We start from the raw sequence: 22,213 nt of genomic DNA, 5'->3' as shown, positions 1-22,213 counted from the left end.
TGTGAGAATATTATGCAACCCATATTAGCTATAGCATTGCGCGCTGCCCAAGGCGCTGCCGATAAGATCAATTACACCGTTGAAAACATCCTGTCATTAACTGCCGACGGTGATTCCCGCAAAGACGTGTTCGATAAAGCCATTGAGGATGCCGCTTGGCGTGCTCGCAAAACCATTCGTAACGCCCACACCCAACATCATATCGACTCGGTTCAACTCGGTTTAGAAGAAAGTCGCGACTGGGATAAACAGTCTCGCTGGTTAGTCGATGTTGCCTGTGGTGAAGATAACCTGCGCAATGGCCTACCCGGCTTTGTGGTCAATGTTGCGTTATACACCAAAGACAAAATCGATTGTGTCGCTATTGTTGACCCTATGACGGGTGACTATATGACCGCCTTTAAAGGCCGTGGTGTACAGTTTTCAGACAAGCGTGTGCGCGTTGAAACCTGCCCATTAAAAGATGCCTTTTGCGCTCTATATACCGATGACTCTGAACGCCTAGCTCAGTGGCATGGCAAGGTAAAGGCACTGCGTGTTTCTGGCTGTGCATTACTAGATTTTGTTAACCTAGCCGCTGGCCGTGTCAATATTGCTGCCGCCGACAAAATGTCCGCATCCGATATAGCAAGCGCTATGCTGATTGCTCAAGAAGCAGGTGCTCTGACCGGCGACATGAGTGGCCGACCGGTTAAAATGGACAATGGCCAGCTAATGGCAGCAGCACCAAAATTATTTAAACAGCTGATGGCACGCTAATTTAGCCGACAGCAATTCAGGGCGAGTTCTCGACAACAGCTCCAGCACTTGCCCATATCTATAGACAGAACAGCACGAATTAAATGCCTTTAGCAATGACTGTAAAGGGCTTTATTGAGTATTGAATAGTATGCAAACAATAGACATCTATGCGGGCAAACAGGCGTTTCAACACATTGAGAAAAACGGTCTAAAACCGCGTGATATTCGCGTTATTATTGGTGCCTCTGGCGGCCCTAAATGGTTTGTATTAAGCCACCTCGACCGCTATCTAGTAAGCAACTGGTTACCCCAAATTGATCATCAACTAGAGTTAGTCGGTAGTTCTATCGGTGCTTTCCGCATGGCCGCCTACGCCAGCGAAAACCCATTAGCGGCAATTGAGCAGCTTGAAAAACAATACATTAATCAACGCTACTCAACTAATCGCCCAAGCAGCAAAGAAGTCTCACAATCCTCTATTGATATTCTCAAGGCAATGCTGTCAGAAAATGACCTCAAGCATCATCAAAGCCGCAAGCTTCATATCATCACTGCTCGAGCAAAAGGCTTAATTGAGAACGAAAATAAATTCAAACAGGGATTAGGCTTAGCACAGGTAGCAGCGGGTAATTATCTGTCTCGCAAACTGCTGGCGCGCCATTTTGATCGCGTTATATTCCAATCACCCGGTGGTCACTTGCCTATCGAACAGTGGGATAAATTTAAAACCAGCGCTATCACTCTGTCTAAAGAAAACTACTTCACAGCAGTAGAAGCCAGCGGTGCGATACCGATTGTGATGCAAGGCGTCAAAGACCCCTTTGGTGCGCCTAAAGGTACATACCGCGACGGCGGCATGGTCGATTACCACTTCGACCTACCAATCAAGCCAAAAGACGGCTTGGTACTGTATCCGCATTTTTCATCGACGATAAAGCCAGGCTGGTTCGATAAAAATATCCAATCTCGTAAGGTTTCAGCAGATAACTATTCTCATACTGTGGTTATTTGCCCAAGCCAAGCCTTTATTGACTCACTACCTAATGGCGCGATTCCAAATCGGAAAGACTACACACGCTTTGATGATCTGACTCGCATCAACAACTGGACAACCGCAGTAAGAGAAAGCCGTAAACTTGCTGAAGAGTTCCAGCGTTGGTATGAACAGGGCACGCCTATTAAGAACGTCAAACCTATCGAAGAAATCTGCCACTCTAAGTGAGCCAATCTTTAAACAGGCAGCAAGCCGTATTTAACGGTAAGCTGCTTGCTATCGCTACGCTAAATAACGCTCAAACATCTGCTCGACCATACGCTCTAACGGCGCGTCATCGTTCGCCTTGCCATAAGAACGTAAGCCCATAATTTGCACCTGTACGTATTGCGCTAACTGGTCGACATCATATTCGGAGCCAATTTCACCCTGCTGCTGGGCTTCACTCAACAACTCCGCAAATCCCTGCTCTATGCGCTTAAGCTTGTGCTTTGCCAAACTTAATAACTCGGCTTGATCTTCTGTCAGCTCAGCTACGGTTTTAGCCAGCATACATAAACAGCTAGGAGCGTCTTTTCGGGACTCCACCACTGTATCGTGAATCATTTGCTTTAACGCTGCCAACGGCGAGCTATGCTGTTGTCGCGCACGGCTCAGGCCAGCCAAGCTCTGCTGCGCATAATGCTCTAACGCCTCTTTAAAGACACCATCCTTACTGCCAAATGCAGCATAGATACTGCCTGGGCGCATGTTAATAGCATCCTGCAAGTTACGCATCGAGGTTGCATGATAGCCTCGCTGCCAATACAGCTGAGTCGCTTTCTCTATCACCTGTAAGCGGTCGAACTTTGCGGAATTACTCATGGCATAACCTTAGAACAAAATATAATTGAGCGATTGTTCAAATATAGCTTGAACGATCGTTCAAATCCAGTTAAGTTACTCCCCGTTAAACAAGCAACGTGATTTTTAGCTAATCACAGCACGAAAAAAGACACCTAATATCATTAGCCAATACAATTAAGAGTAAAAAAATATGAGCGAATTTAAACTGCACGACGTCGAATCAGCACCAGAACAAGCCAAACCTATTCTAGAAGGTTCTTTGCAGCAAATGGGCGCTATCCCAAGCCTATACGCGGTTATGGCAGAATCACCTGAGCTGCTAGAAGCCTACACTAAGCTGCACGGCTACTTCACCAGCACGTCTTTTAGTGCAGAAGAGCTGACTGTGGTTTGGCAAACGATCAACGTCGAGCACAACTGTCATTTTTGCGTACCAGCCCACACAGCCATTGCTCATTCAATGAAGGTTGACCCTGAATTAACCGAAGCGTTACGTAACGAAGAACCAATGCCTACAGCTAAACTTCAGGCTTTGCATGACTTCACATTGAGCGTTGTACGTAAGCGTGGTTTTGTTGACGATGCAGAACTTGAAGCTTTTTACGCTGCAGGTTACGCACAGAAACAAGTACTTGAAATCGTTCTAGGCTTGTCTCAAAAGGTGATCAGCAACTACGTTAACCACCTTGCTAAAACGCCTGTTGATGAAATGTTCCAACCCTTTGCGTGGACCAAAAAAGCCTAATAGCTAAACGCATCGTGCTGTTAAAATAACGGCAAAAAATAACAACAATAATATGAGTTTGAGCGCTAATTCAGCCAGTCTGATTTAGCGCTTAACCGATCAGCCTGATAAGCTAGGGTTTAAATGCATTATCGTCGACAACCAACAGCATCGACAATTAGCAACAAGCATCAAGCATCAAGCATCAAGCATCAAGTATTAATACCAACAAGCTATAACCGACAACAGATGAGGTTTTATTGTGGCAGAAAAATACACCCCCCCTAAGGTATGGACATTCGATAAAGAAAACGGCGGCGCATGGGCAGGCACCAATCAACCGGTTTCCGGCGCCACACACGAAAAGATACTTGCCGTAGGTAATCACCCTATTCAGCTTTATTCTATGGGTACGCCTAATGGTCAAAAAATTACTATCTTGTTGGAAGAGCTGCTCGCTCTAGGCAAAGACGCCGAGTACGACGCTCACCTAGTCAGCATCCGAGAAGGTACTCAGTTTTCTTCTGGCTTTGTCGAGCTAAACCCAAATTCCAAAATCCCTGCGATGGTTGATTATTCAACCGACACTCCAGTCGAAGTATTTGAGTCCGGTTCGATCCTTTTGTATTTGGCCGATAAGTACCAAGCCTTTTTACCGACATCAATTAACCAGCGTACAACTGCACTCAATTGGTTATTCTGGCTGCAAGGTTCAGCACCTTATCTGGGTGGTGGCTTTGGTCATTTTTATTATTACATCGATGAAAAATACGAATACCCAATCGACCGTTTCACCATGGAAGTCAAACGCCAACTCGATGTGTTAGACAAGCGTTTAGCAAACAATCGCTATTTAGCCGGTGATGAATACTCCATTGCCGATATCGCGACCTGGCCTTGGTACGGTAACTTAGTGCTGAACAACTCTTACGAAGCGGCAGAATTTCTAGCCGTACATGAGTACAAAAATGTGGTTCGTTGGGCTACCGAAATTTCACAACGCGAAGCAGTACAGCGTGGTCGCATTGTAAACCGTACCTTCGGTGAAGAATGGGAACAGTTGGCTGAGCGTCATAGTGCTGCCGATATTGACGAAGTGCTAAAAAATAAACCTAAGGACTAAAAGTCAGCCAAAGGAGAAACTGAATGAGCTTTCCATTAAAAGGGGCTTGCCAGTGTGGCCAAGTTCATTTTGAAATATTGCAAATGCCCAAAATGGTCATTGCCTGTCATTGCAAAGAATGTCAAAAACTTGCAACCGCTCCTTTTAGTGTAACGGCAGTTATGGCTGAAGACGATATTCGTTTTTTTGGTGAACTGAAAGAATGGCAACGCTCTGCTGATAGCGGCAATATCAGTGCCGCTAAATTTTGCGGTACTTGTGGTAATCGGGTTTATCATTTTAACCCTGCAGACCCAAGCACCATAAAGTTAAAGTTGAAACCAATCGAGCTAGAAGACGATACGATCTTTGAACCAACAGCGCACGTTTGGACTGATGAAAAAGTCAGCTGGTTCACCATACCAGAAGGCGTTAAGAGCTTCGCTCGACAGCCCTAACTGCTTAACTATCCGTAGATAAAAATATTCAAAGGCTTAATGCCCTAATAAATCAGCGAGGCGCTCAACCAGCGCTTCTCGCTGTTGCTCATTACTATTGGCAAAGCCAAAAACCATGCCGGTTTTTTGCGCATCATCTAAGTAGTAGGCTGACAACGCAGAACCACCAAAACCTTCTTGGTTTAATATCCGGCAGATAGATTTATCGTCCCGGCCGTTAAAATCTAACACCAAATGCATACCGGCACTTTCAGCAATAACATCGACTTGCTGAGCTAATTTTTTATTAATTTTATCTTCAAAATCGAGCCATTTTTTCTTATAGCTTTGACGCATGCGACGCAAGTGCCGAGCAAAGTGTCCCTCTTCAATAAAGTCTGCAATAACCGCTTGCTGCAACAGTGTCGATTCTCCTGAGACAATAGATTTAGCCTGAGTGAAGGGAGCAACTAATTGCTTTGGCAACACCAAATAACCCAATCGTAACGATGGATATAAAACCTTACTGAAACTGCCCATATAAATAACATTATTCTGCTGAGTCATGCCTTGCATTGCCGCCACTGGGGAATGTAAAAAATGAAACTCACTGTCGTAGTCGTCCTCGATTAGCCATAATTTTTTTTCAGTCGCCCACTCTAACAACCGAATACGATCAGCCGCACTGAGTAAACCACCCATCGGGTATTGGTGAGTTGGCGTTGTATAGAGAAGTTTTGCATCTTCGCAATGCTGCTCATGCTTAATCAGCCAATCAACATCGATCGCTTGGTGCTTTAACGGCACCGCAACTTGCTGCGTATGGCGAATCGAAAAGGCCGATTGTGCGCCTCGATAACCTGGATTTTCATGCAAAACCTTATCGCCATCGTCTAGCAAAACCAACGCACTCAAAGCCAATGCTTGTTGTGCGCCATCGGTAATTAAAATCTGATCCGCATTGGCGCGAACCCCTCGCGATACCCGCAAATAGTCGGCTATTGCAGAACGCAACGGCATGTAACCCTGATAATGATCGTAACCCATGAGTCGTATGCGGCTCTGGTTATATCGCCATAAGCGCTGCCAAACCGCCATTGGGAAGTCTTCTAATGCGGGAATACCCGGCGTAAACGGCATCGTTTTTTGATGCACGCTAACAGAGAGCTGCTCCAGCTGTTGCGCAAACCCAGAAAGAGGCAAAGATGAAAACTCTAGTGATGAAACTACAGGATCTATCGGCTGTACTTGGGGCAACGATGGCTCAATAAAGCTGCCACGGCCAACTTCTGTACGAACAAAGCCTTCCGCTTTTAGCTGATCTATCACGGCAACCACCGTATTACGGCTGACCGCTAACAACAGACTCAACTGTCGAGACGATGGCAATCGAGTGCCCGGCTCTAGCCGCCCTTCTTTAATCCATTGCACAAACTGTCGATGTATCTGAGCCTGCAACGGTTGCGTCGTATCTAGATCAAAGGGCGGTAAATCACTGATGGCCATTTAATGAAGCTGACAATCCAAGAAGGCTCTTTCAAACAGCGCACTGGCGGCCCAAATGAAGAACCGGAAGATATGGAACTGCCCGTTTGGCACGGTACACTACCGGCTTGCCCGTACACCAAAAGCTAATAAAGCAATGCCTAACTAGATGTTAGGCTTTTTTCAGCAATGCGGTTTTTTAACCGACCTGCAACCACTGCCGTTTAACCTTGGTGATGATCATCAGGGTGAATTGCATCTCGTCAACCCTGTTAGATGCATTAAAGAGCTACTTTGAACTGCGCTGGCCCTAGTAAATCTGATAGAATTCATTATATTAGATAAACTGAATATTTTAGCTAGCTGCTTGATAATTCATTCAAGCAACAGCTTTGCAACCGGAGATCTTTTTATGAGCTGGACCCAAATTGCCGACAACTATTTTGTTAGCCCTCAAATCACACTAGCCGATGTGGAAGAAGCCAGTCGTCAAGGTTTTGATACCATTATTTGCAATCGCCCAGATGCTGAAGATCCAGGCCAACCAACCTTTGAAGAAATAAGTGCCGCTGCCACTCGTGCAGGTATGGCTTGCATCCATATCCCAATGGTTAACATCAATATTAGCTCAGCACAGGTTGAGGCATTAAAACCGATTGTTGCAGAAGATAAGAAAGTCTTGGCTTACTGCCGCTCTGGTCGTCGCTCGGCAGTATTGTTTGAAGCAACCACTCAAGGTTAAGCCTGTCTCCAAAGCATAAAAAAAGCCGCTGATCTCAGCGGCTTTAAACCGTCAACATACATTAGGACGGGTCATTTTAACCTATCAGGCCGAAGCAAATAGGCCATCATCACTTGCCAACTTATATTGCCTGTTGGTACTCAACATCGATACAACTATCCAGCCAATCTAAAATCAGTGGAAAGTGATCCTTGCTGGCATGTCGATGCTCTAGTAATTCCCGATCATTGTACTGATGTAAATTACCCTGTCGTTTACCAACAATGACCAAGCGTGCATCATGACGCCCCTGCTCCATCATAAATGCTCGCGCATCAGCAATGTCGCAACGGTACTTATTTTGGTTAGCCGCTATATACAGGCTCGAAGGAAGCACCAATGTTTTCATCGCAGCACTGTAATCAAAGTTATCACCATCATCGACCCAAGGGCCGTTAGACCAAGCGACCCAACGCTGGTACCACTGAAGGCTTTCTGGCTCATTAAAATCAGACAATAAATTCAACGGCACTACTCGGCTCTTACGCGCAAATAACGGCAGAAGACGCTGCCAGAAAATAGTTTTGATAGGGTTGCGATTAAGATCGCTATGCGCAGTCGTTCGGCGAGCAGAAAAATGCACAAAACCTCTAACCATGTTACGTAAGTTAGGGTAACGAGCGTAAGCGGCCATCAACAGTGTTGAGCCAAAATCCTGCCCAACAAGAAGTAACGGACGACCATTTAAATGACGACTAACTTCATGAAAAATCCGAGGTAAGTCTTCATTTAAAATATCAGAAACAGTGTGATCAAGATGCTGATTTAAATGCGGCCAGCTTTCGCCATGACCGATCATGTCAGGGATATAGCATGCATAACCCTGTTCATATAAAAAATTCGCAAGGCCACGATCATTTTTCAAAAAGGTATCACCGTTGTTGCCTAAACCATGCAAAAACAGTACTACTGCCTTGCTGTTTTCTGGCTCTAATCGGCGCAGATAAATCTGACCGCCTTTAACGGTTTGAATTTTTACTTTGTCGATGTGTAATGCATTTTTCATTGTTCAATAACCTTCTGCCACTGTTTCTCGATACGTTTTTGAGAAACAGAAAAACGCGTCCCTAACGATTGAGCAAAAAGAGAAACACGATACTCTTCAAGCATCCAACGAAACTCTATAAGCTCAGCTGACAAACGCTGACTACTTTCTAGCACTGTCGAGTACTTTGTAAACCTTTGCCAATACTCTTTTAGCTGATCAACTACCATCGTTTCGGAAGCTGGAATACCAGAAGTCCGGTTAAGTCGTTTATCAACTGCCGACAAATACCGAGGTAAATTCTGCCAATGTTCCGATTCGGTATTCGATATAAAACCAGGGTAAATAAGGTTATCTAATTGACTGGCCACATCGGCAAAAATAAACGCCGTTGCGAACGAAACCTTACCTTTAATCTGTTTACGCACCTTATGATGCGCTAACAAGATATCGTGCAACTCTGTTGCCTTTTTCTCCGCAATTGCAGAAAAATCGCCTCGCCCCTGATCTAGCCAGCTCTTAAAGCTGGATTCACTGCGAGGTAATTCATCATTGAGCGGTAGGCTTTCTTTCACCGCTGCAAATAATAGATCTTGCTTTAAGCTTTCTGATTTACCATAAGGCGCAAATAACAATGCCGACTCTTTAAAAGTGGGCAACCGCTTAGCCATATATTGGATATTGTCATGCCAATAAAAACTCGCTAAACGCCATAAAGCTTGACGATGATTGAAGTGTGCCCACTGTTCACTAGTAAAACTTTCTTTGCCAACAGAATTAATCTTATCAACCAAAGCTGGGTACATAATAACTTTGATTCCAGCCTGTATTCTGTGCTCTATTTCAGGTAATTCTGCAAACTCCCATGCGGTTGCAGTGACATACTTCTCATTATTTAACTTTGGTTCAGCCGCTTGCTTCTGCGCCGTTTCGTTAGCTGGTTTTAAAATTTGCTGCAGCGTACGACTTTCAGCAACAGTTTTACCTTTTTCATCGACCACTTGAAAACGAAAGCGCAAATGTTCTGCAATGCTGTCTTCTTGCCATTCATCTTCTGGCACTCTTACACCGGTCATGCGAAATAACTTATCAGAAAGACAAGCTGTTAACGGTCGATCTTCTGGAATTAATGAATCCATCAACGCATCGACATAGTTAGGAACCGGCACAAAGTTTTTACGATAAGATTTTGGCAGCGCTTTTAACAGCGCAGTAATTTTCTCTCTTAATAAACCGGGTACCAACCATTGCATTTTGGCAGCAGAAATTTGACTAACAGCCCCTGCAGGAATTTTTATAGTGACGCCATCTTCAGCATGGCCCGGTTCAAAATGATAACTCAGCGGCAGCAACATACCGTTCACTTCCATACTGTTTGGGAAGTCTCGATCAGAAACATGAGTTGCCGTATCAGCCAACAATAGCTCTGTATTGTAATTTAAAAAATCTGCAGGTTTTTTTTTCAGCCACGCATGAAAGCCTCGACTGTTGACGATATCATTGGGTAATTTAGCGTCATAAAAATGAAACAGCGTTTCTTCATCGACCAAAATATCTTTGCGTCGCGCTTTATCTTCTAGCTCTAATACATCGTCCATTAGGCTTTGATTATACTTAAAGAATTTTTCTTTAGTGGTTAACTGGCCTTCAACTAAAGCTGTGCGAATAAATATTTCTCGTGAACGAACAGCATCGATCGCACCATAGTTAACGGTACGATTAACCACAATGGGCAAGCCATAAAGCAACAGGGTTTCATTAGCGACAACTTGACCCCGTTTTTTTTCAAAGTGAGGTTCTGAATAGTTTCGCTTCACCAAATGCATGGCGATGGGTTCTAACCAAGCCGGCTCAATCTTAGCTACGCAACGCGCATAAACCGCGGTTGTCTCGACCATTTCTGCGCAGACAAACCATTTAGGGCCGCGTCTGCGATAAATCGATGAAGGATGAATAACACACTGTCGATTACGAGCTGCTGTGTAGGTTCGCTCTTCTTTGTGTGTTGCTATATGGCTCAACAAACCACTCATTAACGACTTATGAATGGCTTCATAATCGGCTTCACCTTGGCTGAGCTTATAGCCAAGCTGCTGGCACATGAGTGTTAACTGGTGATGTATATCGCGCCACTCACGCATTCGTAAGTAGTTTAAGAATTGCGTTTTACAAAACTTTCTTAATTGGTTTTGCGTCAATGTTTGGCGCTGCTCTTCAAAACGTTGCCATAAATTATAGAAACCCAAAAAGTCTGACTGCTCATCTTTATCTTGTGCATGCTTTTCTGCCGCAGCCTGCTGTTTTTCTTGCGGTCGTTCGCGTGGGTCTGGCACAGATAGCGCACTGGCAATAATCAGCACTTCACGCAGCGCATTAAATTTATTTGCCGCGATGACCATACGGCCAATTCTTGGGTCGACTGGCAAACGAGCTAGTTCTTTGCCAACTGGCGTCAGTTTGCCCTGATCGGTCACTGCGCCGAGTTCATTCAGTAGCGTGTAACCATCCTTGATCATTCGTTTTTCTGGCGGTTCAACGAATGGAAAATCTTCTAAGAGCCCGAGGCCAAGATGTAACATCTGCAAAATAACTGAAGCTAAATTTGTACGCAGAATTTCAGGGTCAGTAAATTCAGGTCGCGCTAAGAAATCTTCTTCATCATACAGCCGAATTGCAAGGCCTGGAGCTATTCGCCCACACCGACCGGAGCGTTGATTTGCAGAAGCCTGTGCAATCGGCTCAATCGGTAAGCGTTGGATTTTAGAACGATAGCTGTAACGACTGATCCGCACCAAACCACTATCAATAACATAGTGAATGCCTGGAACGGTCAGTGATGTTTCGGCAACATTGGTCGACAAAATAATGCGTCGGCCAGAGTGTGATGAAAAAATACGCTGTTGCTCTGCGGCGCTAAGTCGAGCATACAGCGGCAAGACTTCTGTACTTCGAAGCTCAGAGCGTTTTAAAACATTATAGGCTTCACGAATTTCTCGTTCACCAGGAAGAAACACCAACACATCACCACCGCGACTGTGTGTTTGGCCAGATCGCTCAAGCTGCTCAATCTCTTCGACGGCATTTAAAATGGCTGTCGGTAAGTCTGCCGCGTAATCAGCATCATCTGTACTCATAGGTCGGTACAAGACATCAACCGGATAGGAGCGGCCGCTAACTTCAATTACCGGTGCGTCATTAAAATGAGCAGAAAAACGATCAACATCGATGGTTGCCGAAGTAATAATAATTTTTAAATCCGGTCGCCTAGGTAACAGCTGCTTCAGATAACCCAATAGGAAATCAATATTGAGGCTGCGCTCATGCGCTTCGTCGACAATAATAACTTGATACTGATTAAGGTACGGATCGTTCTGAATCTCAGCCAACAAAATACCATCAGTCATCAACTTAATGGCAGTATCGCTGCTGGATTTATCGGTAAAACGCACTTGATAACCAACTAAATCGCCAAGCTCGGTATTCACTTCTTCGGCGATTCGGTCTGCTACCGAACGAGCGGCTAGCCGTCTTGGCTGAGTGTGCCCGATCATGCCTTCGGCACCTAAGCCTAGTTGCAAACAAATTTTAGGCAGCTGAGTTGTTTTACCAGAACCGGTTTCACCGGCAACAATAACCACCTGATTCGAAGAAATAGTATGAGCAATTTCTTGCGCATGCTCACTCACAGGAAGCTGTTCGACTAACGTTACCGCCGGTATGCGATCTCGTTTCTGTTTCAGCGCTGCAGCAGACTTAGTAAACACCTGCTCTACCGTTGCCTGCAGTTTTTCTGTCGGCTTGGCTGCTTTTTGCAACGACTCAATACGCCGACAACGCGAGCGTAAAAAATGCCGATCACGAATAAGACATTGATCTAAGTTAGCTAAAATATAATGCGGGGTTAATGATGTCGACATGAACAACCAAAGGATGTGTTAAGTGTTTACCGTTTTACTTACCTACATGTTGGTAATCTAAACCGGCTTGTAAAAAACAAGCTTGCAGCCTAACCAGCCACAAGCATTAATTAATGAGCGTCGCGTTTATTAGTCATTAGGATGCAATTTTAGTCGGCTCTGATTTTTTATGAATAATTTCTGGCCCAAAATCATGCCAGCTACTTTCGCCATTGACGAACATACGCCCCTCGCCCGATTTCATAGCCAACCACTGCTCGTTTTTGGTCAGTGGTTCGGTAGCAATAACAACCGAAACATGATCGTCACTGTTAACCGAGGCGAAATCAATCGATAGATCACAGTCTCGCAATTGCGCTTCACCAAAAGGCGCTTTGCGTGCTACCCAATGTAATTTGGTTGAGCAGAATGCAAAGATGGCATCGCCATCGGATAATAAAATATTGTTAATACCCAAGGCATTCAAGCGATTACATAAACTGTGTAAATAGGCTGAAACTTGCGAAATACAAACATCGGCATTAAAAGCAGAACGTAGCTCACTGAGAATCCAGCAGAAAATTTTCTCGCTATCGGTCGTGCCTACAGGTTGGTAATAACTGGGTTGAGGTACTTGCTCTATTGGCATTTGCCCGTTATGCGCAAAGGTCCAGACTTTGCCCCAAAGCTCGCGCTGAAAAGGGTGAGTATTTTCAAGACTGACGCCACCAACATTAGCTTGGCGGATATGACTTAAAATGGTTTTGCTGCGAATAGCGTAGGATTTCAGAAATTCAGCAATAGCAGACTGGCAGCTCGGCAAGTAGTCCTTAAACTCTCGTAAACCACCATGCTCATAAAAACAAATGCCAAAGCCGTCGCGATGAGGGCCGGTGACACCTCCGCGCGGGCACAAACCTGAAAAACTGAATCGAATATCGGTTGGCACATTAGCGCTTAATGCCATTAACTCACACATATGGGGATTACCTCCTAAGAGGAGCCATTCTACCTCATTCGATCTGTTTTTCAGTAATGTCTCGACCAACATTCCGCAAATTTAAAGGATTTCAGCAAACCACCAGAGCAAAGGCAGGCTTAAACGTTAAGCATTGGCCGGTTGCTCTTGCTCTGATTCTGCAAATGGGTCATCTACGTCTAGATCAATGTCATCAAAATCACCATCGACATCGCTGATATCAAATAATTCACCATCGCTGCCATCTACTTCGCTTTCCAGTAACGACTCATCCAATAGACTTTCTTCACCTAAGGTCGGCACATCATCGTTACCAAAATCATCACTGTCCATAGCGATATCGAGATCATCATCGCTTGCCAAGTCGATGCCGCCATCATCATCTAAAATACTGTCTTCATCGCTGGACATATCCAAGTCATCGCTGGATAAATCGTCATCACCTGCCAAATCTAAACCGGAGGTAAAGGCTTCTGGATCGTCCACCATTGCTAACTCATCGTCACCGACCAACATGTCGGACTCAACCGCTTTTGTTTTACGTCGAGATTCAAACCAGCGATAGCCAATATAAGCAACTATCAAGCTAATTACCCCAACCGAGCTGAGTAACAAATAGGTTGTCCAAGGAATCGGTGCGCTATTCGCAGGCTGATCCAACGGATCTAAGGCGTCCTCTTCGCTCATCAGTGGGTCTAGTGCGCCATCAGACACCACGATATCTGCGGTCAACTCTTCAAATTCGATAATCGGTTCTTTGACAAAGTCTTCAGAAACTAAGTCTTCAGAAACTAAGTCTTCAGAAACTACATCTTCAGAAACCTGCGGCTCGATCATGTCATCAACGGATGGAGCCATGTTTTCACTGGCCATATCGTCAATCATGGTATCGGCCTGCTCGATCATTGAGCTGTCATTCATATCCGTCGTTGCAGATGTGGTTGGCATTGCCATGTTAGGCTCAGGCGCGCGCATTAGGCTTTTTGGTGGTACCTGTAAACGATTTTGCTCAGGAACCAATGCACGAATAGAGTCCGATAAGACTAAGTCACCTGACAGGGTGACATCGTACTGCCCGGCAGGCATGTCAAAGGGTAAGCGCCAATACCAGTAACCGGCTTCATGCTGAATAAAGTCATGTGTTTGAACCTGATCGTTGCTGTCAAAACTGGCTTGCGCCTGAATGGAATAAATGTCCAATGAACGACTTGGGTAAAGGCGCCATTCGTATGCATCCGACAGGGTTAGCAATTCAGAAACATAGGGTTTTAACAGGCTCAACTCTCGACTAATGGTTCGAGAGAAAGTCTCGGCGGCAATATTTAATGTCAGCTGATGCGATGTTTGCCCTTCTCTGGTCATCAAATCTGCTTCGATAGCCTGAGGCGTTACATTGATCGGTACCTCAACATTATCGACATAGAGATTAACTTCCATCAGTTGACCAATATTTGCCAACACTGAGCGACCTTCGCTATCCATAAGGCTGGCGGCAATGGCAATGGTACTGGCTTGCGCCACGCGATCTTCTAGCGGCTCTGTCCACTCCAAAGCGATATCGCTATAGGCTTCGGCAGATATGAACTTTTCGGCATCCAATTTCCATTGCCCTGCTTCTGGTGCAATGACAGTAACTTCCGTCATACCGGCTGTGACATGCCAATACTGATTCGCAGGCGCTAAAGCAGAAGTCTGCTGACCAGACGGAGAGGTTAAAGAGGCGGCATTTGCAAAGTGACGTACAACCAAGGTTAGCTGCTCGGTACCCGGAGCAACATTAAAGACTTTACTGTCCAGCTGGCCTGCCATCGCATTGACAGGCGCACCGAAGGCCTCTTCAGGGTCAACCACTGGCGTCAAGGCTGGACCTTCTTCTACCACCAGCTCCATCACTACGCCATCCATCTCGGCCATAGTAGTATCAGTTGACGCGACTTCAGGATCAGCCATGACATCATCCGGTCCGCTAGCCATTAAGTCTGTTTTATCAAATAGCTGGTCAAATAAGGATTGAGCATCGTCAATGCTGGCATAACGCCCGCCAGTATTGGTGGACAATGCTTTCAGCAAATCATTATTTTCGGCTACCGCCAATGCTAAGGTATTAATTTTAGCTTGCGCGCTTTGGTATCGAGGGATCAACTGCTTTTCTAAGTGCAGCTGCGCTACACCGTTGACGCCGGCATTCGGTGCAATGTCGACAGCGCCATCAGTGATTAAGATGGTTTCAACATCTGCGGTAAAATTAGTAAAGTCAAAGTCATAGGCGGCTTCATTAAGTGCTGCGCCAATGTTGGATCGCACCGCTGGCGCACCTAGCTTAGCGACCTCGGCTTTTGCCTGATCACGCCACTCATCGGTTACAACCTGATGAGGAACCAATAAATTTACGTAACGACCAAAAGTCCAGATCGCCGCCTTATCGCCCTCGGGGATTTGATCGATCAACTCACTGATTACAGCCTGACGTTTGTTTTCAGGGTCGTGCTGCAACATGCTTTGCGAAACATCAATCAGAATACGGATATCCGCAGCCTGAGCCGAACTCAATAGTAGAGCCGCGACAGCGATGCAGATACGCAAAAAAGCGGTATTTATTGTGTTTGGAAACCTGACCATGTTCGCCTCTGTTAAACTAATCGTACTACTCACCATTATAAATCGGCATCTTCCTATTCAACTGTAGTCTTTTTTTAAACTAAAACGCCCCGTATATACGGGGCGTTAAATAAAGGCAAAGCCAGCTTAAAAATATAAACGGCTATAAGCTAATAAAAATTCATTAGTTGGAGACAGAAAGGTAATGACGACCTTTGGAGGTGATAAACCAACGAGTACCTTTCTTGGTGAGCACTTTGCCACCTAGGTCACGAGCAACGATGATATTTAATGTTTTATGGATGGTATTAGCATCAAGGCCAATTTCTGTCGCCAATCCAGTTTCGCTGCGGAAGATGTAACGGCCATTACCCAATGCTGTTAGCACGTTCGCTGTTGTTACATCGAGTTCGTCTTCAGGTGCTAAAACTAATTGCTCGCCACTGTCTTCGTGCTCGATTTCAGTGTCTAACATTGGCTCCATTTCACGCTGAAGTAAACGCAGCTCAGTTAAAATTTCATTAGACTGCTGCGTCGTTGTTTTCACTTCTTGAACAATTTGCTTAGTAATGGTGGTTAAGAAGAACCGACTAGACCAAGCGGCAATCAAGCAGAAACCCGCAAAAATAAGTAAGCCGCTGGCATCACCCTGACTTCTAACAATGAGGTCACTGGACAATAAAAATAGAATTAGAGGCACCAAAAAAGACGCCGCCAAGCCGCCAACCAAACAACGAGGCATACTCGTATTGTCGGTGTCTACTTGCGCTTGCATGTAATAGTTTAAAAGACCACCAAACACACCGGCCATTAACATGATTGCTACGAGTATAAATATATGATTCGCCATGATATTCCTTCTATCTGGTTTCTCTTTTAACGAGTTTTAAAGATGTATTACCCGAAAAGACTAGCTATTTAAACGAGTAATGTACACTAAAGCTTAAAGATCTCGAACGACTGAGGTTAGGTTTACTGAACTAAATAACACTCATATCAACATAACCGGCATCAGCCGACAGCCGACTCTTCTTGCTCAGATTGTTGCCCAGCCTTCTTCATACGTAAATGACGACCAACTATAGCAACCAATACTAAAAATAAACTGCCGCCAACCAATGCTGCGATCATTGGCAATAATGCCTTCATCGCGCCAGTTGGACCGACATCTAGAAAATCAAACGCTCCAACTATAATGGCTGGCGCATAAAAAATTTCTGGTTCTGTACCTTTCCACGGCGTCAACACCACACACAGATACACCCAGTGTATCCACCAGCGTACCAATCGCCATGGCAGATAAGACACTGCACGCCATAAACACAACCAAAAACCTAAAAATGCAATCATATAAATGATGGCTGCATTCATATATAAATCTTGATAAACCATGAATTGCCTCTTATTTAGGCTACGCCCAACTGTTGGAGCAATGCCCTACTTTTGCCTAAACTGTTCGATTATACCCAGCTTAACTAAGCTCAGTTCGATTAAACCTAGCTTAATAAAAGCTACTGATTATCGATAACATATTCTTGCCAATCAGACTCAGGAATTTGGTTATCTTTTACCAAGTCCATATGTTTCACCGATATATTAACCGCGTGGATAATATCAGGATCGCCACTGACCAGCGGATGCCAGACCGGTAAATCGCGGCCTTCGGATAAAATCCGATACGCACAGGTCGATGGCAACCAGAAGAAATTGTCCACATCCTCAGGCTTTAACCAAACACAGTTTGGAACCAATTCATGTCGTTTTTCATATTCTGAACAACGGCAATCTTCGGTCATGTATTGGCAAATTACTGAGGTGTAATACACAGTTCCATCATCTTCATCCTCTAATTTTTGCAAACAGCACTTGCCACAGCCATCACAAAGCGATTCCCACTCACTCTGAGACATCTCTGCCAGTGTCTTACGTTGCCAAAAAACCCTATCAGCCATGATCGGAATAACCCTTTTCTTTATACAGGTCTAACAGGTAGTCTTCTTTTGGTGGTGGTAACTGTAAATAAAAGCCCTGCTCTTCGATACTCTTAAGTACCTTTGCCGCATCGACTCGCGCTAAGGCTTTGTCTTCTGTTAATAGCATATCCAGTACAACAACCCCTTTACCAAACAAGGCTTTCAACGCCTCAGGTAATTGATCAAAGGAGTCTTTTTTACGCAAATATAAATAGGTCTCAGCAGACTTTGATGACCGATAGATTCGAACGATCTCTCGTTTCACACAGATACCTCATTCATTTGTCTTGCCACTCTTTCAAGATCCCTGCTGCTCAAGCAGCTGGCAAATGGGCTCCACGATATAATCATGACGCCAGCCATTAAAAACATCAGGAACAATGTATTCTCCATTACGGCAGCCGCTTCTCAACCAGCTTTCGAGCTGTTTACGCTTGGCGACGACTTCTGGCGGTATATTATGCTGTTGGCAAATGTCATTAATAAGCTGACGCACTTTTTTTAGTACATCAGACTGGTCCGCTGGCAAAGGCCCATCGATTTTGTCTGGCCACTGTTGCCGATCAATGGTTTCCGCCGTTGCCATGATCTCCATAATGGTATCAGCATATTTGCGGATCTTACGCGGACTGAGCTTAATACGATATTGCAAATCACTTTTGGTGATCGGCATACGCTCAACCAGCTGAATCAGCTCTTTGTCTTGCAAGATTTGCCCGCGATTACAATTCTCTTCACGTGCTCTGCGCTCACGCCAAGCCGCCAACTGCTTCAACGCAAACAAGGCCTTACCTTTGAGTTTCCAGCCGCCTCGCAGCTTTAAATAGTACTGCTCTGGCTCTACGGGTAAATTATTGGCTACCTGTCGCTCGCTATCTTCTTGTACCCAAGCATAGCGATCCATTTGCTTTAGCTGTTCTGCAACCTGCTTATAGACCTGATAAAGCCAAAGCACATCAGCCGCAGCGTACTCACATTGCAAAGCACTGAGCGGCCGTGCCACCCAATCACTTCGGGTTTCTTCTTTACTGATTGTTTCGCCACAAACATCTTCAACTAACTTTGCGTAGCTAACCTGCAATGGATAACCCAACAGAGCAGCGGCTATTTGAGTATCAAATACATTGACCAATAACACACCGACGCTGTGTTTAATCACTTCAGCGTCTTCTGACAAGGCATGAAAAACCTTAATGATATTCGGATCGGTAAAAACCTGCTGCAACGGTTGCCAATTTTCAATGGTTAACGGATCAATCAGCCAAACCTGCTGCTCTATACCTATTTGAATAAGGCCTAAACGCGCATGAAAGGTTTCCGTTCTGACAAATTCGGTATCGACCGCGATCACCGGTGACGTAAGCCATTGCTGACAGACATCCGCCAACTCGGCATCACCCTGAACCCAACGGTAATGTTCACTCTTGCTCAAGCGTGATCTCCTGACGATTAGTCAACGCACTGACGAGATGGCGACTTTCGGCTTGGTCTAAATTGCCATTTTTTAAATGCATTAACGTCACTCGGCTGCAGCGAACATCAATCGCCTTAAGTTGCTCAGTAATGTAGAAGACGGTGGCTTCGGATTCCATCTGATCGTCTAAAACAAAAATCACTTCACTGACGTCATTGTTTTTAAGCTTATCGATTAAATCAAAAATCGCTAACTGCTCTGGGCCAACACCTTCAATCGGCGACAGCACACCATGTAAAACAAAATAATGCCCCTGAAACTGTTTAGACATCTCAATAGCGGCTCTATCGGCATCATTGACAACAACACAGAGGCTCGATGCATCTCGCTCAGAATCCTGGCAGATATCGCACTCAACTTGCTCAGTCAGTGTCCGACATGACGGGCAACGATGCACTTTGTTCAAGGCCTCGGCCAATGCATTATTAAGCCATTGTGCCGATTCGGTATCGCGCTCTAGCAGATGCAACGCCATACGTGCAGCCGAACGACTGCCAATACCAGGCAAACCTTGCAAGGCTCGTATAAGTTCTTCAGTTGCTGGGGTGTACGCCATGATTGCCTATATCTTGTTCAGGTTATCGCTTTTAAAGCATGAAACGACAACAAAATGCTCTATGCTCAAGCCGCTTAAAACGGCAGTTTCATGCCTGGCGGTAAACCCATACCTTGCGTTACCGAGGCCATTTTTTCTTGGCTTTGCGCTTCTACTTTACGCACAGCATCGTTTACGGCCGCAGCCAATAAATCTTCTAATAAGTCTTTGTCTTCGCCCATAACTGAATCGTCAATGGAAACTTTTTTAACATCATGACGGCCTGTCATTACCACAGAGATCATGCCAGCACCGGCTTCTCCAATGACTTCCATATTGGCTACTTCTTCCTGCATTTGCTGCATCTTTTCTTGCATTTTTTGGGCTTGTTTCATCATGTTGCCCATGCCGCCTTTCATCATTTTTTTATTCTCCTGAAGGAATTGGATTATGGTTAGTGACTGCCGACTCACGCTGTAACTGTGCTTCAAATTCATTCACCAACTGAGTAATAAATGGGTCTTGCTGTAAATATTGGTAGGCTTGATCTTTCGATGCCTGCACCAATTGGTCTAGCCACAACTGCGGGGTTAGCTCGACCGGTGCGAACTCAAAAGCAAGCCGACGACAACCCGGCAACCAATCTGCCAAGGCTTGCATCAGCTTTTCTTGGTGACTGTCATTCATAATTTTACGATAGTTAGGCGATATATTAAGGCTTAAGGTATCGCCTTCAAAACCCAACCACTGGCTATGGGCAAACAATGTTTTTGTCATGCCCTGTAAACCTAAACGATGCAGATTAACTTGCCACCAAAATACCGGATCTTCATTGCGATCGGTTGCAGGCCACTGAGCCTTAGCCACCCTATCTTCTGACTGGCCTGGTGCTTTTTCTGGCTCTGCTTGATCGACATTGGAGGATAATAGCTCATGACTCGCTGTATTTTCTGAGTCGATACTTTGAGGCTCTACACCTTGAGACTCTACACCTTGAGACTCTACGCCTTGCGGCTCGAAACGCTCAGCGGGCTCTATTTCCGACGTGGCTAAAGCTTCTGGCGTTTCTACCTCATCAACCGATGTTACTGCCTCATCAACCGATGCTTGAACAAACTCAGCTTGCAGTACCTCAGCTTCTGGCTCAGGCGCGATGATAGTTTGCTCATCTACTATCGGCTCCGCTAAGGAAACAGACTCAGATGCATGCTCTTCGACCGGCGTAACAGATTGACTGTCCGCTTGGCCACTCGATTCTGCAATCACGGCGGTACTGTCTATTGAAGAATCTACTATTGAAGAATCTACTATTGAAGAATCAGTTATTGAAGATTCTGGTTCAGGTTCAAGCTCAGGGTTGGATTCGGCATTATCGCTAGTCGCCTGTTGATCAGCCAATGCATCGGGTTCTAAAGCCGATTCGGCTTGGTTGATCAACTCAGACTTTTTTGCCGGAGTAGCATCAGCCTCCACCGCCTCTGGATCGGCCTGGTGTTGCTGTGCTGATAATTCAGGTAGTTCACCGATATTCGACACTGGCGTCTGGCTAAACGCTACCATTCGCAGCAAGGCCATCTCAAAACCAGCACGCTCACTCGGTGCTAACGGCATTTCTGGTTTCGCTTTCGCCGCTATTTGGTAGTACAGATGGACATCTTCTGGCTGCACCGCTCCGGCCAATTTCACAATAGCATTGCGATCACCCTTGCTGTTATCAATCGCAGTAGGCGCCGCTTGAGCTATCGCGGTGCGATGCAATACGGACATCAACTCAGTCATTAAAGCTTGGTAATCTGGGGAGTGCTCATCAACTTCGGCGGTTAATGCCATTAGCTGATCAACATTGCGCTCGAATAAGGCTACAGCAAAGCGCAGCACTCGTTTTAGGTCTACTGAGCCCAACATGGCCGAGACATCGGAATCCTTTAACGCACCTTCGCCAAAAGCAATTGCCTGATCGGTAAGGCTGAGCGCATCACGCATACTGCCAGCTGCGGCCTCAGCGATAGACCAAAGCGAGCCTTGATCATGCGGCACCTGCTCTTCTGCCAAAATATGATTGAGGTGCGAAACGATATTCTCGCGCGTCATATTTTTCAGGTTAAACTGCAAGCAACGCGATAATACAGTGACTGGAAGTTTTTGCGGGTCGGTCGTCGCCAATAAAAATTTAACATGCTCTGGCGGCTCTTCGAGCGTTTTCAGCAAGGCGTTAAAACTGCTTGACGACAGCATGTGCACTTCGTCGATCAAATACACCTTATAGCGACCTCGGGTCGGCGCATACTGGACGTTATCCAATAACTCTCGCGTATCTTCGACCTTTGTACGGCTCGCAGCATCAACCTCGATAAGGTCGACAAAACGTCCTTCAGATATTTCTTTGCAGCTAGAACAAACACCACAGGGCTTTGAACTGACGCCCTGTTCGCAGTTCAGACTCTTAGCCAACAATCGAGCAATGGTCGTTTTACCGACGCCACGTGTTCCAGTAAACAGATACGCATGGTGCAGTCGCTGCTGGTCTAAGGCATTAATAAGTGCGCGCAAGACATGAACCTGGCCGACCATTTCTGCAAAGGTTGCTGGCCGCCACTTTCTCGCTAAAACCTGATAGGACATAGAGATCCGATTAGAAACTAAATAAAGCGGTATCCTAACTT

The 22,213-nt window shown here is 45.4% G+C and carries 21 protein-coding genes; 7 read left to right on the top strand and 14 right to left on the bottom strand.

Translation table 11 applies throughout. From position 1 onward, the window contains the following. Window positions 1-12 precede the first annotated feature (12 nt). Window positions 13-759, top strand: a complete 747-nt coding sequence (locus FME95_RS01620; protein WP_147712540.1) for an inositol monophosphatase family protein — start codon at window positions 13-15, stop codon at window positions 757-759. 130 nt (window positions 760-889) lie between these two features. Then, on the top strand, window positions 890-1,963 hold the full coding sequence (locus FME95_RS01615; RefSeq protein ID WP_147712539.1) for a patatin-like phospholipase domain-containing protein: 1,074 nt from the start codon (window positions 890-892) through the stop codon (window positions 1,961-1,963). A 54-nt stretch (window positions 1,964-2,017) separates the two neighbouring features. On the opposite strand, the gene FME95_RS01610 is transcribed toward FME95_RS01615, so the two are convergent. Next, window positions 2,018-2,599, bottom strand: coding sequence for a TetR/AcrR family transcriptional regulator (locus FME95_RS01610; protein WP_147712537.1), 582 nt, complete (start codon window positions 2,597-2,599; stop codon window positions 2,018-2,020). Between the two features lie 172 nt (window positions 2,600-2,771). Here FME95_RS01610 and FME95_RS01605 point away from each other — a divergent pair, with 172 nt between their 5' ends. The 3 genes from FME95_RS01605 (at window position 2,772) to FME95_RS01595 (ending at window position 4,865) form a co-directional block, all read left to right on the top strand. Then, window positions 2,772-3,326: a carboxymuconolactone decarboxylase family protein gene (locus tag FME95_RS01605; protein ID WP_147712535.1), complete on the top strand. Its 555-nt coding sequence runs from the start codon at window positions 2,772-2,774 to the stop codon at window positions 3,324-3,326. Window positions 3,327-3,564: 238 nt separating this feature from the next. Continuing rightward, complete coding sequence (gene yghU / locus FME95_RS01600; protein ID WP_222709941.1) at window positions 3,565-4,428, top strand: glutathione-dependent disulfide-bond oxidoreductase; 864 nt, start codon at window positions 3,565-3,567, stop codon at window positions 4,426-4,428. A gap of 23 nt (window positions 4,429-4,451) precedes the next feature. Continuing rightward, a complete protein-coding gene (locus tag FME95_RS01595; protein ID WP_147712531.1) occupies window positions 4,452-4,865 on the top strand; it encodes a GFA family protein in 414 nt (137 codons plus the stop codon). Between the two features lie 36 nt (window positions 4,866-4,901). On the opposite strand, the gene pdxR is transcribed toward FME95_RS01595, so the two are convergent. Continuing rightward, window positions 4,902-6,350 (bottom strand): MocR-like pyridoxine biosynthesis transcription factor PdxR, encoded by a 1,449-nt coding sequence (gene pdxR / locus FME95_RS01590; protein WP_147712529.1) that lies wholly within the window; start codon window positions 6,348-6,350, stop codon window positions 4,902-4,904. Between the two features lie 3 nt (window positions 6,351-6,353). On the opposite strand from pdxR, the gene FME95_RS13755 reads away from it, so the two are divergent. Beyond that, the gene (locus FME95_RS13755) at window positions 6,354-6,479 is read left to right on the top strand and encodes a hypothetical protein (RefSeq protein ID WP_281289355.1); all 126 of its coding nucleotides are present in this window, start codon (window positions 6,354-6,356) and stop codon (window positions 6,477-6,479) included. A gap of 262 nt (window positions 6,480-6,741) precedes the next feature. Further along, a complete protein-coding gene (locus FME95_RS01580; RefSeq protein ID WP_147712527.1) occupies window positions 6,742-7,071 on the top strand; it encodes a protein tyrosine phosphatase family protein in 330 nt (109 codons plus the stop codon). A gap of 121 nt (window positions 7,072-7,192) precedes the next feature. Here the strand turns inward: FME95_RS01580 and FME95_RS01575 are convergent, their stop codons facing one another. The 12 genes from FME95_RS01575 to dnaX form a co-directional block, all read right to left on the bottom strand. Then, entirely contained in the window at window positions 7,193-8,116 is a 924-nt protein-coding gene (locus FME95_RS01575; RefSeq protein WP_147712525.1) for an alpha/beta fold hydrolase, read from the bottom strand. Beyond that, window positions 8,113-12,012, bottom strand: a complete 3,900-nt coding sequence (gene hrpA / locus FME95_RS01570; RefSeq protein WP_147712523.1) for an ATP-dependent RNA helicase HrpA — start codon at window positions 12,010-12,012, stop codon at window positions 8,113-8,115. The genes FME95_RS01575 and hrpA overlap by 4 nt, the downstream gene beginning before the upstream one ends. Window positions 12,013-12,148: 136 nt before the next feature. After that, window positions 12,149-12,970 carry a class II glutamine amidotransferase gene (locus FME95_RS01565; protein WP_147712521.1) on the bottom strand — a complete coding sequence of 274 codons (822 nt, stop codon included), beginning with the start codon at window positions 12,968-12,970 and terminating at the stop codon, window positions 12,149-12,151. A gap of 126 nt (window positions 12,971-13,096) precedes the next feature. Next, the gene (locus FME95_RS01560; protein ID WP_187265412.1) at window positions 13,097-15,589 is read right to left on the bottom strand and encodes a VWA domain-containing protein; all 2,493 of its coding nucleotides are present in this window, start codon (window positions 15,587-15,589) and stop codon (window positions 13,097-13,099) included. 163 nt (window positions 15,590-15,752) lie between these two features. Next, window positions 15,753-16,418 (bottom strand): YEATS-associated helix-containing protein, encoded by a 666-nt coding sequence (locus tag FME95_RS01555; RefSeq protein ID WP_147712517.1) that lies wholly within the window; start codon window positions 16,416-16,418, stop codon window positions 15,753-15,755. Window positions 16,419-16,579: 161 nt separating this feature from the next. Next, window positions 16,580-16,960: a 4Fe-4S dicluster domain-containing protein gene (locus FME95_RS01550; protein WP_147712515.1), complete on the bottom strand. Its 381-nt coding sequence runs from the start codon at window positions 16,958-16,960 to the stop codon at window positions 16,580-16,582. Window positions 16,961-17,079: 119 nt separating this feature from the next. Continuing rightward, window positions 17,080-17,520: a YcgN family cysteine cluster protein gene (locus FME95_RS01545; protein ID WP_147712514.1), complete on the bottom strand. Its 441-nt coding sequence runs from the start codon at window positions 17,518-17,520 to the stop codon at window positions 17,080-17,082. Further along, entirely contained in the window at window positions 17,513-17,806 is a 294-nt protein-coding gene (locus FME95_RS01540) for a YcgL domain-containing protein (protein WP_147712512.1), read from the bottom strand. The genes FME95_RS01545 and FME95_RS01540 overlap by 8 nt, the downstream gene beginning before the upstream one ends. A gap of 33 nt (window positions 17,807-17,839) precedes the next feature. Continuing rightward, entirely contained in the window at window positions 17,840-18,973 is a 1,134-nt protein-coding gene (gene rnd / locus FME95_RS01535) for a ribonuclease D (RefSeq protein WP_187265411.1), read from the bottom strand. After that, window positions 18,960-19,571, bottom strand: coding sequence for a recombination mediator RecR (gene recR, locus FME95_RS01530; RefSeq protein WP_147712508.1), 612 nt, complete (start codon window positions 19,569-19,571; stop codon window positions 18,960-18,962). Before recR ends, rnd begins: the two co-directional genes overlap by 14 nt. A gap of 74 nt (window positions 19,572-19,645) precedes the next feature. Beyond that, entirely contained in the window at window positions 19,646-19,972 is a 327-nt protein-coding gene (locus FME95_RS01525; RefSeq protein ID WP_147712506.1) for a YbaB/EbfC family nucleoid-associated protein, read from the bottom strand. Window positions 19,973-19,976: 4 nt separating this feature from the next. Further along, the gene (dnaX, locus tag FME95_RS01520) at window positions 19,977-22,172 is read right to left on the bottom strand and encodes a DNA polymerase III subunit gamma/tau (protein ID WP_147712504.1); all 2,196 of its coding nucleotides are present in this window, start codon (window positions 22,170-22,172) and stop codon (window positions 19,977-19,979) included. Between the last annotated feature and the right edge of the window lie 41 nt (window positions 22,173-22,213).

Origin of the sequence: Reinekea thalattae (assembly GCF_008041945.1) — a bacterium.
Classification (GTDB): Bacteria; Pseudomonadota; Gammaproteobacteria; order Pseudomonadales; family Natronospirillaceae; genus Reinekea; species Reinekea thalattae.
The sequence above is the reverse complement of the archived record's forward strand: the minus strand, read 5'-3'. Positions and strand labels throughout refer to the sequence as shown.